Annotated in this window: 13 protein-coding genes; 7 read left to right on the plus strand and 6 right to left on the minus strand. The window is 47.2% G+C overall.

The features are described 5' to 3' along the window. Window positions 1–146 precede the first annotated feature (146 nt). From SDE_RS21530 to SDE_RS16490, 4 genes are read left to right on the plus strand one after another with little or no spacing between them, the layout of a single operon-like run. Window positions 147–2,132 (plus strand): penicillin-binding protein activator, encoded by a 1,986-nt coding sequence (locus SDE_RS21530; RefSeq protein WP_011469618.1) that lies wholly within the window; start codon window positions 147–149, stop codon window positions 2,130–2,132. A 22-nt stretch (window positions 2,133–2,154) separates the two neighbouring features. Continuing rightward, window positions 2,155–2,511, plus strand: coding sequence for a YraN family protein (locus SDE_RS16480; protein WP_011469619.1), 357 nt, complete (start codon window positions 2,155–2,157; stop codon window positions 2,509–2,511). Window positions 2,512–2,528: 17 nt separating this feature from the next. Next, on the plus strand, window positions 2,529–3,113 hold the full coding sequence (locus tag SDE_RS16485; RefSeq protein WP_011469620.1) for a D-sedoheptulose-7-phosphate isomerase: 585 nt from the start codon (window positions 2,529–2,531) through the stop codon (window positions 3,111–3,113). A 1-nt stretch (window position 3,114) separates the two neighbouring features. Next, window positions 3,115–3,693 (plus strand): BON domain-containing protein, encoded by a 579-nt coding sequence (locus SDE_RS16490; RefSeq protein WP_011469621.1) that lies wholly within the window; start codon window positions 3,115–3,117, stop codon window positions 3,691–3,693. A 112-nt stretch (window positions 3,694–3,805) separates the two neighbouring features. On the opposite strand, the gene SDE_RS16495 is transcribed toward SDE_RS16490, so the two are convergent. After that, on the minus strand, window positions 3,806–4,984 hold the full coding sequence (locus tag SDE_RS16495; protein ID WP_011469622.1) for an acetyl-CoA C-acyltransferase: 1,179 nt from the start codon (window positions 4,982–4,984) through the stop codon (window positions 3,806–3,808). A gap of 436 nt (window positions 4,985–5,420) precedes the next feature. Between SDE_RS16495 and SDE_RS16500 the strand changes: the two genes are divergently transcribed. Both SDE_RS16500 and SDE_RS16505 read left to right on the plus strand, forming a co-directional pair. Then, window positions 5,421–6,011, plus strand: coding sequence for a LemA family protein (locus tag SDE_RS16500; RefSeq protein WP_011469623.1), 591 nt, complete (start codon window positions 5,421–5,423; stop codon window positions 6,009–6,011). A gap of 192 nt (window positions 6,012–6,203) precedes the next feature. Next, window positions 6,204–8,198 carry a M48 family metallopeptidase gene (locus SDE_RS16505; RefSeq protein ID WP_011469624.1) on the plus strand — a complete coding sequence of 665 codons (1,995 nt, stop codon included), beginning with the start codon at window positions 6,204–6,206 and terminating at the stop codon, window positions 8,196–8,198. Between the two features lie 92 nt (window positions 8,199–8,290). Here SDE_RS16505 and SDE_RS16510 read toward each other — a convergent pair whose 3' ends face one another. Next, complete coding sequence (locus SDE_RS16510; RefSeq protein ID WP_011469625.1) at window positions 8,291–9,316, minus strand: alpha/beta hydrolase; 1,026 nt, start codon at window positions 9,314–9,316, stop codon at window positions 8,291–8,293. 117 nt (window positions 9,317–9,433) lie between these two features. Between SDE_RS16510 and SDE_RS21535 the strand changes: the two genes are divergently transcribed. Further along, complete coding sequence (locus tag SDE_RS21535) at window positions 9,434–10,603, plus strand: helix-turn-helix domain-containing protein (protein WP_049762676.1); 1,170 nt, start codon at window positions 9,434–9,436, stop codon at window positions 10,601–10,603. Between the two features lie 37 nt (window positions 10,604–10,640). Here the strand turns inward: SDE_RS21535 and SDE_RS16520 are convergent, their stop codons facing one another. The 4 genes from SDE_RS16520 to SDE_RS16535 form a co-directional block, all read right to left on the minus strand. Next, window positions 10,641–11,192 carry a hypothetical protein gene (locus tag SDE_RS16520; protein ID WP_226986441.1) on the minus strand — a complete coding sequence of 184 codons (552 nt, stop codon included), beginning with the start codon at window positions 11,190–11,192 and terminating at the stop codon, window positions 10,641–10,643. A 291-nt stretch (window positions 11,193–11,483) separates the two neighbouring features. Then, complete coding sequence (locus SDE_RS16525; RefSeq protein WP_011469628.1) at window positions 11,484–13,253, minus strand: sodium:solute symporter family protein; 1,770 nt, start codon at window positions 13,251–13,253, stop codon at window positions 11,484–11,486. Between the two features lie 5 nt (window positions 13,254–13,258). After that, window positions 13,259–13,522, minus strand: a complete 264-nt coding sequence (locus SDE_RS16530; protein WP_011469629.1) for a DUF4212 domain-containing protein — start codon at window positions 13,520–13,522, stop codon at window positions 13,259–13,261. Window positions 13,523–13,667: 145 nt separating this feature from the next. Further along, window positions 13,668–14,702 (minus strand): alpha/beta hydrolase, encoded by a 1,035-nt coding sequence (locus SDE_RS16535; protein WP_011469630.1) that lies wholly within the window; start codon window positions 14,700–14,702, stop codon window positions 13,668–13,670. Window positions 14,703–14,816 lie beyond the last annotated feature (114 nt).

Here is a 14,816-nt window from a genome sequence, read left to right on the forward strand (position 1 = left end):
GTTGCCTGTGTTTTTTAACGTAAAATAAGCCGCCGCACCGTACTAATTACGCACTAATTGCGTAATAGTTACCGTGCTCGACCTACTAGAAAATAAAGCTTTGACCATTTTGTGCGCAGTTCGCGCGCCAAGCAGTAAGGAAAATCATGACCGCTAACACTACCTTCGCCGCCGTTTCTCGCAAATTCACTGCGACCTGCCTAATGGCGGCACTGCTTGCCAGTTGTGGCCCAGCGCCTAAACCGAACATTGAAGAGCCGCAAACTGCCAATTTGACATTGGAGGATATTAGCGCGCTAATCACCAAAGCAGATACCCGCGACGAGCTAACCAAAGTAGATATGTACCTCGATGCGACGCATGCCCTATTAGGGTACGGTGAATACGATTGGGCGCGCAACACATTAGCCAACTTAGTGCCCAATAAAATTAGCGACCACCAATTCGTGCGCTACTCCATACTCAGTGCGCAACTAGCGCTGGCAGAAGGCTATAGCTTTCGCGCCAAACGCTACCTGTGGAGCGCCCGCTTAATGCAGGCTCAAACCAAAGAGCCGCTCGCCACGCAAATTCAAATACGCGAAATGCGCGCCTCGCTTTTATACAACATTGCCGAGTACCGCCAAGCCATTATGGAGCGCATTGCGTTAGAACCCCTGCTAAAAGGCGATACCGACATGCAGGAGTTCAATCAAGATTTACTGTGGCAGGCATTAATGGCCCTGCCCCTAGTGGATTTGCAACTCGAAGCGCAAACCCACAACGACCCGCTGCAAAAAGGTTGGTATGCACTAGCCGCCATCAGTAAAGACAACCAAACCAATATTCGCCAACAATTGCGCGAAGTAAAAAACTGGAGCTACAACTGGCCAGAACACCCCGCTAGCTTGCGCCTGCCAGCAGATTTGCAATTGCTACAGCAACTTGTAGAAGAGCAGCCGCAGAGTATCGCCGTGCTGCTGCCGCTATCTGGCAGGCTCGAACAAGCTGCCCGCACCGTACTTGAAGGGTTTATGGCAGCCTTTTATCAAACCCAAAAAAGCGGTGAGCCTACCCCCGAAATACAGGTGTACAACACCAACGATGGCGACATCAATACCATTTACGACCAGGCCGTTGTTAACGGTGCAGAGCTAGTTGTTGGCCCTCTAGATAAAGATAAAATTGCGCAATTAAGCCTGCGTCAAAACCTTAGCGTGCCTACCCTTGCTCTCAACTATATAGAGCTAAATAACCAAAACACGGCGCCACAACAATTGCCCATGGCACCTGCTACACCGGCAGGCCCAACCAACCAAGCAGCAGAAGATGCCCCTATTGATGCGCAACAGCCCATGCCTGCATTGGGTAACCAGTTGTTTCAATTTGGTTTGGCAGTAGAAGATGAAGCCCAGCAAGTTGCCGAACAAGCCTTTGTAGATGGCCACCGCCGCGCACTTATTTTAGCCCCTGCGGGCAGTTGGGGAGATCGCAGCGCCGACACATTCGCCGCCCATTGGTTGGGCCTAGGTGGCGATGTAGTAAGCGACTACCGCTTTAAAAATCAGAAGGAATACTCCTCACTTATCGAGCAAGCTACAGGCGTTGCCGACAGCAAAGAGCGCGCGCGCGCAATGCGCCGCTTAATTGGCGAGGCCATAGAGTTTGAACCGCGCCGCCGGCAAGATATTGATATTGTATTTCTAGTGGCTCGCCCATCTGAAGCGCGCCAACTAAAACCAACCCTTAATTTCCATTACGCCAGCGATATTCCCGTTTACGCTACTAGCCATATTTATAACGGTACAACAAACGATACGCTCGACCAAGACATGAACGGCATTCGCTTTACTACCCTGCCGTGGTTTTTTGATGAAGAATTACCAGAGCGCCGCGCTATTGCGCGCAGTGGTAGCCAAGAGGAAGGCTCGGCTTATCAACCGCTGTATGCACTGGGTATAGATGCCTATCACCTTTACCCGCGTTTGCGTCAACTAGCCAATGTAAAACAAGCACACTACTACGGCACCACGGGCAGCTTAAGCTTGGATGAAAACCAACGCATAACTCGCCATCAAGTGTGGGCGCAGTTTATTCGCGGCCAAGCCTACATTGTGCCAACCACCAAACAACAAGAAGAAGGCCGCCAGTAGCCGCAATTGCGCTGCTCTCGCTATGGCAAAACACAACGAAACCGGCACTCAGGCAGAAATACTCGCCGAACAGCACCTCGTAAGCCAAGGCTTAACCCCCTTGGCTCGCAATTACCATTGCAAGGGCGGTGAGATCGACCTTATTATGCAACAGCAGCGAGCGCTGGTATTTGTGGAGGTACGCTTTCGCAAATCGGCTGCATTTGGCAGCGCCGCCGCAAGCGTGACGCGATCCAAGCAGCAAAAGATTGTTACCGCTGCACAACATTTTTTAATGGATAACAGCAAGCTGGCAAACTTGCCCTGTCGATTTGATGTGGTGGCCATTACCGCCGGTCAAATAGAATGGATAGAAAATGCCTTTACCCTCAATGAATAACATTTAAGTAGTGAACCATGCCCCAACGCGTTTATTCTCTTTTTCAGCAAAGTGTTGAAGCTAAAATGCAAGTGGGCGAAGAGCTCGCACCACTTATTAATCAAGCCGGCGATATACTGGTAGAAAGCCTTATTCACGAAGGCAAAATACTAATATGCGGCAACGGCGTTTCTGCAGCACTGGCACAGATTTTTAGCTCGTCGCTTATCGACCGCTTCGAAAAAGAACGCCCAAGCTTGCCCGCTATTTGGTTGGGCAGCAATATAGCCACCTACACCGCCATTACCGCCGACTACAACCAAAGTGAAGTGTACGCAAAACCCGTGCGCGCTCTGGGCCAAGAAGGCGATATTTTGGTTGTAATCAGCAGTAGTGGTAACTCGGCCAATTTAGTACAAGCTATTTCTGCAGCACACGACCGCGGCATGAATGTTATTGCACTTACCGGCCGCGACGGCGGAGATATTTCCTCGCTGCTTGATGTCAACGATATAGAGCTGCGCGCCGATTTGAATTCTCGAGGTCGTATTCACGAAGTGCATATGCTTACAATTTTTTGCCTGTGCGACCTCATCGATCACCGCCTATTTGGACTGGAGTAACATGAAAACTAAAACACTGTTAATTGTAATTTTATCGAGCCTTACACTGCTTGGTGGCTGCGCCTCTGTGTTAGATGCCGTTACACCCGGCCCCATAAAAGCCGACCCCAGCAAACGCAGCTTTGGCACCTATATAGATGACCAAAACATAGAAACCATCGTGCAAGTAAATATTCGCAAAGCGGCACCAGTAGCCAAAGAAGCGAATATTGCTGTGCACAGCTTTAACGGCGCAGTGCTATTAATTGGCCAAGTACCAAGCGCAGAAATTCGTGAAGTAGCGGGTAAAACTGCACGTAACGAACCGCGCGTAAGACAGGTTTACAACGAATTAGTGGTTGGCGAGAAAACCGACTTTTTTGATCGCACTGCAGATAACGTGCTGCAAACAAAAATTAACAGTAAGCTTGCGCTTAATCGCGATATTGAATCGAGCCGTGTGAAAGTGATTGTAGAAAACGATACAGCTTATTTGATGGGCTTGCTCACGCGTGTACAAGCAGAAAAAATTACCGATGTAGTAAGCAGCACCAAGGGCATTAAAAAAGTGGTGCGCGCAATTGAGTACCTAGAAGACTAATACCGAAACCTACCCCATAAAAAAGCCCGCAACCTAAACGTCGCGGGCTTTTTGTATCGTTAAACCTATTTTCGCCTACTCAGTATTCGCATCCCAAGTAAACTGCTACAAGTTAGATCAGCTCAACAGCCATTGCTACCGCTTCACCACCACCAATACACAGGGCGGCAACTCCAGTCTTTTTACTCTCGTTTTGCAGCGCTGCAATGAGTGTAACCAATACGCGCGCACCCGATGCACCCAGCGGGTGACCCAATGCACAAGCGCCGCCATTAACATTTACCTTGGCGTGGTCCAACTCTAAATCGTGCATCGCAGCCATACTTACCACCGCGAACGCCTCGTTAATTTCAAACAAGTCCACATCGCTTGCAGACCAGTTTGTTTTTTCTAGCAAGTTTTTAACCGCTCCCACTGGCGCGGTAGTAAACCACTCTGGCTCGTGGGCGTGTTGCGTATAACCGGTAATTTTGGCAATGGGCTTTAACCCTTTTGCTTGTGCGGTGCTCTGCTTCATTAACACCAATGCTGCCGCACCATCGGAAATTGAGCTTGAGTTAGCGGCTGTTACAGTGCCATCTTTTGAGAATGCTGGGCGCAAACTTGGGATTTTATCTGGACGCGCATTGCCCGGCTGCTCGTCGGTGTCTATCACGGTTTCACCTTTGCGTGTTTTTAACGTAAAGGGGGTAATTTCTCGCTTAAATTTGCCTTCGTTAATCGCCTTATTAGCGCGCGCGAGCGATTCAATTGCGAATGCATCTTGCGCTTCGCGAGTAAAGCCATACTTACTTGCCGTAGCTTCTGCAAAGTTACCCATTAACTCACCTTCGTACGCATCTTGCAAGCCATCTAAAAACATGTGATCCATCACTTGGCCGTGCCCCAAGCGATAACCGCCACGTGCCTTAGTAAGCATATAGGGTGCGTTGGTCATGCTCTCCATACCACCGGCTACAACCACCTCGGCCTCACCCGCCAAAATAGCCTGGCAGCCCATCATCACAGTTTTCATGCCCGAGCCACACACTTTGTTAACAGTGGTAGTGGGTACACCTTTATCAAGCCCTGCGCCCAAAGCCGCTTGCCGCGCTGGCGCCTGCCCTGTGCCGGCTGGTAAAACACAACCCATAAACACTTCACTTACATCACTCGTAGCTAGGCCTGCGTCCTCTAATGCGCCCTTTATCGCTTGCGCGCCTAATTGTGGTGCACTTACATCAGAAAACATACCCTGCATACCGCCCATGGCTGTGCGCGCTATACCTACGATAACAATCGGGTCACTCATACTTAACTCCTTCATTAATGGTGCGAAATGTAACTGTTGTTGCGTTTAAGCGAGCTTAAAGGCACGCCTTCAAACCTCTGTTTTACATCTAAACCTTGCTACTTATGGCGATATCGCTAAACTCATAGCGCAAAATAAAAACCTGCTGGCAGCGCCCTATAAAACGTTAAAGGTGACTAATCACACTTTACACGCCAGTACCGATATCCCCTTGATGCTTATCAATCAGCCTAATCAAAGCCAAAACGGATTTGCATCTAGCCCAATTACCAAAGGGGCTGTAGGTTAACAACCAAAAACTATGCCACACAACACCTAATGCTGTGCGCAAAGTGAGACATGTGCCACACTGTAGAATTTGGCACAGTTGTGTTATTGGCAGTAAACATAACACTGGTTAGACTTTCGAATTAATTGGAAAAAATAGAGAATTTCTATGACAACTTTAATCGTTCTTGGTGTACTCGTATTACTCTTTTTTTACGTAGTTTCTATCTACAACCGTTTAGTAAGCCTTAGAAATCGCTATCAAAACGCTTTTGCCCAAATAGAGGTGCAACTCAAGCGCCGCTACGATCTTATCCCTAACCTTGTAGAAACCGCAAAAGCCTACATGAGCCACGAGCGCGAAACACTCGAAGCCGTAATAAGCGCACGCAACGGCGCAATAAGCAGCCTTAAAACTGCTGCGGGCAACCCCGGTGATGCAGGCGCAATGCAAGGGCTTGCCGGTGCAGAGGGTATATTATCCAACGCGTTGGGCCGTTTAAACGTTGTAATGGAAGCCTACCCAGACCTCAAAGCCAATACCAATATGGCACAGCTTTCTGAAGAGCTCACCAGCACCGAAAACAAAGTAGCATTCTCTCGCCAAGCGTTTAACGATTCTGTGACCGAATACAACTCTTACCGTCAAAGTTTTCCGCCTGTATTTTTCGCCGCCAGCTTTGGTCACGGCAAAGATGCAGAGCTACTAGAATTCGCCGACAGCGAAGCGATCCAAGCGGCGCCTAAAGTTTCTTTTTAACTTTTTTGCGCCTGCGCGCGGTTGTTAACATTTACTGCTTCATTAGTAACTACAGCTAACTATTGTAACGACTGTTGACTACAGGCCACGCGTTACACACAACGGGTGATACATTCACCCGCTAACACTCCTTCGCGCCAACGAATTTTGCCGAACAAATCATTTAGTTGGCGCCCAAAGAACGACAACGCCATGAATTTTTTTGAGCATCAAGACGCAGCAAAGAAAAAAACCGGTTTACTTGTTGGCTTACTTCTTTGCGCCGTAGCCTCCCTCATTATTATTACCGCAATTACTCTGGCTTCTATACTGTTTTTTACTGGCAACCACGCCACCAGTATTCACGCGGTAGAGGCTTACAATACAAGCTATATCGAACATTTACGCATAATACTTAGCTCGCATATTACGCTCTATTTAGCGCTGGGCGTGTGCCTTGTAGTTGCTGTGGCGAGCTTTTTTAAATTTGCGCAAATGACCAAAGGCGGCGCGGTAGTGGCGGCCTCTTTAGGCGGGCGCATGCTGCAGCCAGACTCAAAAGATGCCAACGAACGCAAAGTGTTAAATGTGGTTGAAGAAATGGCCATCGCATCGGGTAACCCTGTGCCCATGGTGTTTTTATTAGAGGAGTCGGGCATTAATGCTTTTGCTGCAGGCAACGGCCGTCGCGACGCGGTTATTGGCATAACCCGCGGCGCAGTAGAAACCCTTACGCGCGACGAAATTCAAGGCGTTATCGCCCACGAATTTAGCCATATTCACAATGGCGATATGCGCCTGAACATGCGCCTTATTGCAATTTTGCACGGAATATTAGTAATAGGTTTAATAGGCGATATGCTGTGGCATTCTGCTTTTTATAGACACGGTTACAGAAGCAGTAATGACCGCAAAAACGGTGCGCCAATTATAGCCTTATCCCTCGCGTTACTCGTCATTGGTTATGCAGGCACATTTTTCGGCAAGTTAATTAAAGCTGCGGTTAGCCGCCAACGAGAATTTCTAGCCGACGCTTCCGCCGTGCAATTTACTCGCAACCCTACGGGTATAAGTGGCGCACTAAAAAAAATTGGCGGCTATAGCGCGTCGTCTTATGTCGACCACAAAGCCAGTGCGCAATTTAGCCACATGTATTTTTGTAACGGCCTGCGTGAAACGTTTTTTAGTTTTTTTGCAACGCACCCGCCCTTACCCGATCGCATAAAACGCATAGAGCCACGCTGGGACGGACAATTTATAGAGCCAAAGCCTGTAACAAGCAGCGCGAATAGCGATGCGCCAACCCGCGAACAACCCGTAGATAAGGCCGCAATTTTAGGCGCGGCCATTGGTGCGGCTACAAGCGGAATGGCTGCAAGCCAATCGAGCAATAACCCGCTGCCCGATATCGAATTCACCATGACCAGTGCCACGGCATTAGAAGAGCCCAATCAACAACAATTGCAGTGTGCACAGCAGTTTTTAGCAACCTTGCCAGCTATTATTCACGATGCCTGTCACGAACCTTTTTCTGCGCGCGCGTTAATGTACTGCCTACTTTTGGATAGCGACCCCACGCAGCGCAACAAGCAACTTACCCACTTAAAACAACACACCGCCCCCGAAACGTTTAAAGAAGTGGCAAAATTGCGCCCGATACTGGCCAAATCACCACGCCACATACATTTAGCACTAGTGGACTTAGCCATACCCGCACTTAAGCAACAGAGTGCACCGCAACTTAAAACGTTTATTACAAATCTCGCGGCGCTAATTAAGATGGATGGCAAAGTGAGTTTATTTGAATGGTGCCTCTATCGCATAATTGGCCAGAACCTAAACCAACAAAACCCTAAAGAAACGCAAAGCCTTAAAGCACAAAGTGAACACGCACAATTTTTACTTATGCTTGTTGCCAGTTACGGCGATAACCGCGAGCCTGCCATAGCGTTTAATAAAGGCTGGGCACATTTAAATTTAGCCAAACCTGTACAGTTTAAGCAGATAAGCTTTTCACCTAAACAAGCAGAAACAACCATTCGTGCACTGGCGCAATTAAAACCACTCGAAAAGCCCAAACTGTTAAAAGCGATTACCGAGGTGATTTTGGCCGACGGCAAAGTTACAGCCGATGAAGCCGAGTTATACCGAGCCATTGCAGATTTATTAAATTGCCCGGTGCCACCTCTGCAAGCGCTGCAGGCGTAAATGCCACCAACTCTAAGCAGTAAAAAAGCAAGCGGGTTACCCATTGGGTAACCCGCCTTTTTATTACCGCAGAAAAATTACAATCATTGGCATTACGGTTCTAAATACTTACCCAAAAACGGAAGCATTCTGGTGCGAACTTTACCGTTTAAGCGGAACTGATAGTCCCAACCATTACCCAAGTGCTCTTCAGCGTCGTGGGCTATACCAAAGTTTTCAAGCAACACAGAATAGCGTCTAGCACCAATTACATGGCCCCAGTTTTGATCGTTACGCCCCCAATCCATACCTATGCCACGTAGTTTAAGTAAGTTCTCTGCGTACTCGGGAGTGAGGTCGGCAAGGTGAAAAGTTTGTTTAAGTTTGCGTATATTGGCAACAGCGGGGACTAGCTCGCCATTCACCTTCTCTACAATAAAGTCCGCGTAAAATGGCGGCTTATTTGTATTGGGTAAGTAGGCCTGCGCCATAGACACAAAAGCCGCAGAGTATGGCTGCTTTAAATCGGCAGCACCCTTTGCACTATGAACCTCCTCCCAATTTGGTTTAAACAGAAACGGGCGATCGCCGTACTCTGTTGCCACTGGGTGCAAACCGTAAACACTGCCATACGTTTCGGGGTAGAACATTGCAAGTTTTATGGCTGCGTAAGCACCTAAAAAATGGCCGCTAATGGCGCGATGTTTGGCACCGCGTTTTACGCGATAGTTAGACTCTACCCAATTTCGCAGATCTTGATGAATAAAATCGAGCCAATGGCCAACCACATCATTGTTGCCAAAAAAGTTAAAACCCGGCGTTAAAGAAAAGTCTGCACTAACAAATATGCAAGGAGGCAGCTCACCTTTGGCAATAGCGTCGTCTAGCACCGCAGTTAGCTCTGCGTTAATGGGCTGATCGAGATTCGCAACATAGTAAATAATGGGGTACGCTTTTTTGCCTTGTTGGTACCCATCTGGCAGGTAAACATAAACGTTTCTTTCTGAGGCAACACCAATTAGGCTATGCTCTAACGCTTTCGATTTTATGGTGTGCTTTTCGACAGCACCGGCTAAACAATAGCTTGAGCCAAAAAGCAGCAATAAAGTAGATAAGATGAACGAATATTTAACTGACATAGCATGGTCTCCAAATAGTCCAAGAATTAGGAGCCCACAGGCTATGCCACTGTGCCCGAAAAGGCGTCTCATCCGGCCGGCAAATACCTTAGTACTGGTATTGCTTAAGGTTGTACAGTGAACGTACTTCAAATCTGCTTATTATTTGCAGGCATAAGCTTTTGTTTGGCGTTTGCCGTACTTAGCCGAAGCATGTTTGCGCACCTAAGCTTAAGATTTTTTCTGTTATATCTTCTACTTAAAGCTTTGAACTTTGGCTTTGAATGGTTGCTAGTGAACCCCGATACCCCCTACAAAGCCGCATGGCTGGCTTTGCTTATGGCCAGTTCATTTTTGATGGCGCCGTGCGTGTGGTTGCTTGCACGGGAAATTGATCGCAATGCGCCACCGCGCTTATGGCCAATTGCCTGGGGCCAATGCGCGGTTGTATTGGCGGGCTTTATATTATGTATACCGCTATTTTTGGCAGCCAATCAAAGCGTTTTGCTAGTAGATCCATCCCGTGCGAAACCCCACTGGTTCAATCTCACCCATACCACCATGGTAGGCGCAGTATTGCTTTATCTCGTCCAAGTCCCCTGGTATTTATCGCGCAGCGTAAGCCTATTTCGCGAACGCCTACGCATTAACAAGTTTTTATTTTCTAACATTGATGAGCCGGCCCTTAACGCTTTGCGCGCTTTAATTTGGGTTATGGCTGCAAGCTGGCTGTTTAACTTACTACGCATGCTGCATACGATGATTTTAGAGCCATCACAAGTATGGAACCTGCTAATAAGCGCCTGTGAAATAGGGGTAACCATTACGGCGCTGTACGTTATTTTTAAACGCTGTTGGCAATACAGTGTTGACGATCAAACTATGGTTGAATCCGTAAGCCCCGAGCTAAAAGAACAGGCTTCGCTCCTACAGGGCGACAAGTGCGCCAAGTACGCCAAGTCGTCGCTTGATCAAACTACACGAACTCGGGTAGCTAAAAAGATTCTAGCTCAGTTTGAAGAAGAGAAAATATACCGTAAGAATGGCCTAAAGCTGCAAGATTTATGCGTTGCCACAAATGAGAGCGCCCACTATATATCACAGGTAATAAACCAAGAGCTGGGGTTCAGCTTTTTTGATTTAGTGAACAAATATCGAATTGAAGAGGCACAACAGAAGCTAAAACAAAATCGCGACCTACCTATTTTAGATATTGCCCTAGAGGTTGGGTTTAATTCGAAACCTACTTTTAATAAAGCCTTTAAACTGCGAGTTGGGCAAACACCCAGTGAATTCCGAGCAAAGTAGCAGCAAGTGCCCTAGTCTTTATCGCGTGATGACAGGTTTATGCGCGGCCAGCTCCCACCCGTGGCACCAACGTTGGGGCCGCAGACACCAACACACCGTCTGAGCGAGTATTTAAGTAGGTTTGTTGAATAACATACGCATCGGTACTCGCCCTGTGTCGAGCGCCTCCCACCGACTTAAAGACGTGTTGCTTTTCTTTATCCCACTTTTGCAATTGCTGCTCGGTCACAATCGACTCTATTGGCGAGAAGGTATAACTCGGCTGCATGCGTGCAGCGTCGTACAGGGTAATAAGCCAACGTTGATCCCACACCCACGCATCGCTATACACTTGATGACCAGCTAATAGATCATTCAGCTGCTCGCACACAGACCTTACCGACCGACCGGCGTTATGCAGCTGTACGCGCGAAATACCGTGAAGCTGCTCTGCGCTTTTATCCCAGTGATGCCAGTGGGTTTGCGGCTCTATAAGGCTGCAGTAGCGCTCGCCTTCGTAGGTAACTACCCCCACCTCAATAGGGTAGCTATCTGAGGCAAAGCCAGAGGCTTCAAAATCCAACACTGTTGGGCAAAAGTAATTGGTCACCAGTCGCTCCACACTAAACCCGCAGCCACCCAAATATGACTGCTATCTATTTAATATATGTACAGATTCGTGATTTAGCAAAGTTTGACCTTATCGCCGCCTAAACGCGGCAGATAGCAGCTATTAACAAATAATATGGATATAACCAATGATAAAAACAACAGAAATAAACAGTTAATTTAAAAGACGCTAAAAGAGCACAAAAAGGGAGTAAGAAAAGAATAAGAAGGAATGAAAAAGAAATAAGGCGCGCCAAAAACGCGCCTTAGATAGGCCTGTAATGCAATTTACCTATTTACTAGCCGGCAAGCCCTTAGGTACGCGAATATCTTGAATCATATCCTGTACATTTTTGGGTGGCGCTGGCGTAAAGCGAGACACAACGGTTGCCACAGTAAAGTTCACTGCAGCGCCCACAGCACCAAATGCCTCTGGGGAGATACCCAATAACCAGTAATCAGACGTATTCGGGAAGTTATTGGTTGCTGGAATAAAGAACCAACCTTTATAAATAAAGATATACACAATGGTTATGCCCAGACCAGATAGCATACCCGCCACCGCGCCAACATTGTTTACTCGCTTGCTAAAAATACCCATCATTAGCGCGGGGAATATAGACGAAGCAGCCAAGCCAAATGCCAGCGCCACTACCTGCGCGGCAAATCCTGGCGGGTTCATCCCCAAATAGCCCGCAATTAAAATAGCACCGGCCATGGCAATTCGACTGGCCATCAGTTCGCGCTTCTCCGATATTTTGGGCATAAACACGCCCTTTAATAAATCGTGCGAAACCGCAGATGCAATCGCCAACAACAACCCTGCCGCCGTAGACAATGCCGCCGCAACGCCACCTGCAGCAACAAGGGCAATAACCCAGTTAGGTAGGCCCGCTATTTCTGGGTTAGCCAACACCATAATATCGCGATCTAAGGTAACCATTTCGCTACCTTGCCAGCCCTTATCCGCATGTTGCGCAACAAACTCGGGGTTCTTGTCGTTATAGTATTGAATTCGGCCATCGTCATTTTTATCTTCAAACGCGAGTAAGCCTGTAGTTTCCCAAGTTTTAAACCACTGCGGGCGCTCCTCGTAAACCAAGTTGCCATCTTGCGCGCCTACTTCGCCTACTTGCACGGTATTAATAAAATTGAAGAAAGACATAGCCCCAACCGCAGGTGCCGTGGTGTATAAAATTGCAATAAACACCAGCGCCCAGCCCGCAGAACTGCGTGCATCTTTAACTTTAGGCACAGTAAAAAAGCGAATAATTACATGCGGCAAGCCTGCTGTACCAATCATTAGCGATAAGGTAAGCAACAGCATATTAATTGTGGACTCTTTTTGTTCAGTATATTTATTAAAGCCTAAATCCACTAAAACTTGATCGAGTTTATCCAACAAGTACACGCCGTTATGCAATTCACTCCCCAACCCTAATTGCGGTAGCGGGTTACCTGTAAGTTGCAGCGATATAAAAACAGCGGGCACAGTAAATGCAAAAATCAGTACCACATACTGCGCAATTTGGGTGTAGGTTATACCTTTCATACCGCCTAGCACGGCATAGAAAAACACTATAGCCATCCCTATTAATACACCGGTTTCGAAAGGTACTTCTAAAAACCGCCCGAATGCCACGCCTACACCTTTCATTTGCCCAATAACATAAGTGACTGATGCCACTATCAAACATACCACTGCCACAATACGCGCGGTTTTAGAGTAAAAGCGATCACCTATAAACTCGGGTACGGTAAACTTGCCGTATTTTCGTAGGTAAGGTGCCAGCAAAAGCGCAAGCAATACATAACCGCCCGTCCACCCCATTAGGTATACCGAGGCATCGTAGCCTTTAAATGCAATTAAGCCTGCCATAGAAATAAATGACGCTGCAGACATCCAATCTGCCGCGGTTGCCATACCGTTCGCAATGGGATGTACCCCGCCACCGGCCACATAAAACTCTCCGGTGCTACCTGCGCGCGCCCACACCGCAATACCCAAATACAAGGCAAAAGTACTGCCTACAACAATGTAGATTAAGGTTTGTAATTCCATTATTTTTACTCAGCTTCTTCGAGGTTATATTTTTTATCGAGCTTATTCATTTTGTAGGCATAGAAAAAAATAATTGCCAAAAAACAAAAAATTGAGCCCTGCTGAGCAAACCAAAAACCCAGTGGATAACCACCAATTTTTATTTGATTTAACCATTCCACAAACACTATTCCGCAGCCGAACGATACGAACGCCCATACTGCGATGCACACAACCAGCAAGCGAACGTTTTCGCGCCAGTATGCAGCTTCTACACTCTCTTTAGACATGTAACACTCCTCGATTTTTCTGCAGTAGGGACAGCCCCAATTTACCGCATTCATATTTATTTTTAGGTCTTAAATTTATTGTTACTGCACTCGTATTCGTTCGAGCTTTTATTATTGAATGTAATTTTAATTACTTAGCACACAGTTAATGACAATGAACGGCGAGTGGTTGTTCGAGTTTATTTTCTGTACCAGTTAAAAACGCAGCGATAATATTCGCGGTAGGCGTAATCCAAGGTTCAAACAACCAATAGGAATGCGGCGAGTCTTCAAACTTATACGACGATGCGCAACCACCTATGGCAACATATTTATTGATATAGTCCTGTTGCCCCGCACTAAAACGCTCACGACTACTATTTAAAAACAAAATAGGCGGCGAATGCTCAGCCACATAATTGATTGGCGAGCCTTGCTGCCACAACGCAGTCTTTTCTTCATAGCGCCCTCCAAACCAACGCTCAGCAGAGGAAGGTTTTTTAGCAGGATCGTTCTCATGCTTGAGCGCCAATGGCGTAGTGAAATCAGATAAGCCATCTACATTCACAATTGCGTACACACCCTGCATTCTTCCATCCTGTGCTGGGTGGCCGTCTAAATTTTTGTCGCCAAAGGTAAGTGCGGTTAACGCGGCAATTTGACCGCCGGCAGAAGCCCCGCCCAGCGCAATGCGCGACCGATCTACCTTGTAATCTGCGGCGTTATCAAACAACCAATCCAGTGCGTCGCGCACATCGTGAATAGCCGCAGGGTACTTCGCCGTACCGGCTAAACGGTAAGAAACTGTAACGGCTACCACCCCGCGCTCGGCGAGCTTTATTGCGAGTGGCGCCATGTTTTCTCTATAGCCTTGCCACCAACCACCACCGTGCACCAACAAAATAGCGGGTAATTGTTCAGCCTGCGCTTGGCTGGGCCAATACACATCGAGGGCTAAGCGTTCGCCTGCCACTATTTTATAGGTAATTTCTTTAGAGCCACTAACACCTTCTGGTATATCTAACCTACCCATTTCAATAAGCGGGTAATTTTTTACCAGTTTGTTAAAGGTGTTTTCAATGGTGTATTGATTAGCATATTGATTGGTACTTTCGGCAGCTGCAACCATCACACTTGTTGTAATCAACCACATAAAAACAAGGCGCTTACCAAGCTCTAATAGTGACAAAGATAAAGGCACGAAATACCTCTTAAGTATTATTATATAAATAGCGGGTCATTTTGCGTGATATTAGGAATAATGCAAGCATCAGGCTTGTATACAAGAATATCAAAGCTTTAGTAAATTACAGGC

It is taken from the genome of Saccharophagus degradans 2-40 (assembly GCF_000013665.1).
GTDB classification, from domain to species: domain Bacteria; phylum Pseudomonadota; class Gammaproteobacteria; order Pseudomonadales; family Cellvibrionaceae; genus Saccharophagus; species Saccharophagus degradans.

Coding starts and splice junctions, on each gene's coding strand:
- SDE_RS21530 (WP_011469618.1), top strand. CDS start 147: ATGACCGCTAACACTACCTTCGCCGCCGTTTCTCGCAAATTCACTGCG.
- SDE_RS16480 (WP_011469619.1), top strand. CDS start 2,155: ATGGCAAAACACAACGAAACCGGCACTCAGGCAGAAATACTCGCCGAA.
- SDE_RS16485 (WP_011469620.1), top strand. CDS start 2,529: ATGCCCCAACGCGTTTATTCTCTTTTTCAGCAAAGTGTTGAAGCTAAA.
- SDE_RS16490 (WP_011469621.1), top strand. CDS start 3,115: ATGAAAACTAAAACACTGTTAATTGTAATTTTATCGAGCCTTACACTG.
- SDE_RS16495 (WP_011469622.1), bottom strand. CDS start 4,984: ATGAGTGACCCGATTGTTATCGTAGGTATAGCGCGCACAGCCATGGGC.
- SDE_RS16500 (WP_011469623.1), top strand. CDS start 5,421: ATGACAACTTTAATCGTTCTTGGTGTACTCGTATTACTCTTTTTTTAC.
- SDE_RS16505 (WP_011469624.1), top strand. CDS start 6,204: ATGAATTTTTTTGAGCATCAAGACGCAGCAAAGAAAAAAACCGGTTTA.
- SDE_RS16510 (WP_011469625.1), bottom strand. CDS start 9,316: ATGTCAGTTAAATATTCGTTCATCTTATCTACTTTATTGCTGCTTTTT.
- SDE_RS16525 (WP_011469628.1), bottom strand. CDS start 13,253: ATGGAATTACAAACCTTAATCTACATTGTTGTAGGCAGTACTTTTGCC.
- SDE_RS16530 (WP_011469629.1), bottom strand. CDS start 13,522: ATGTCTAAAGAGAGTGTAGAAGCTGCATACTGGCGCGAAAACGTTCGC.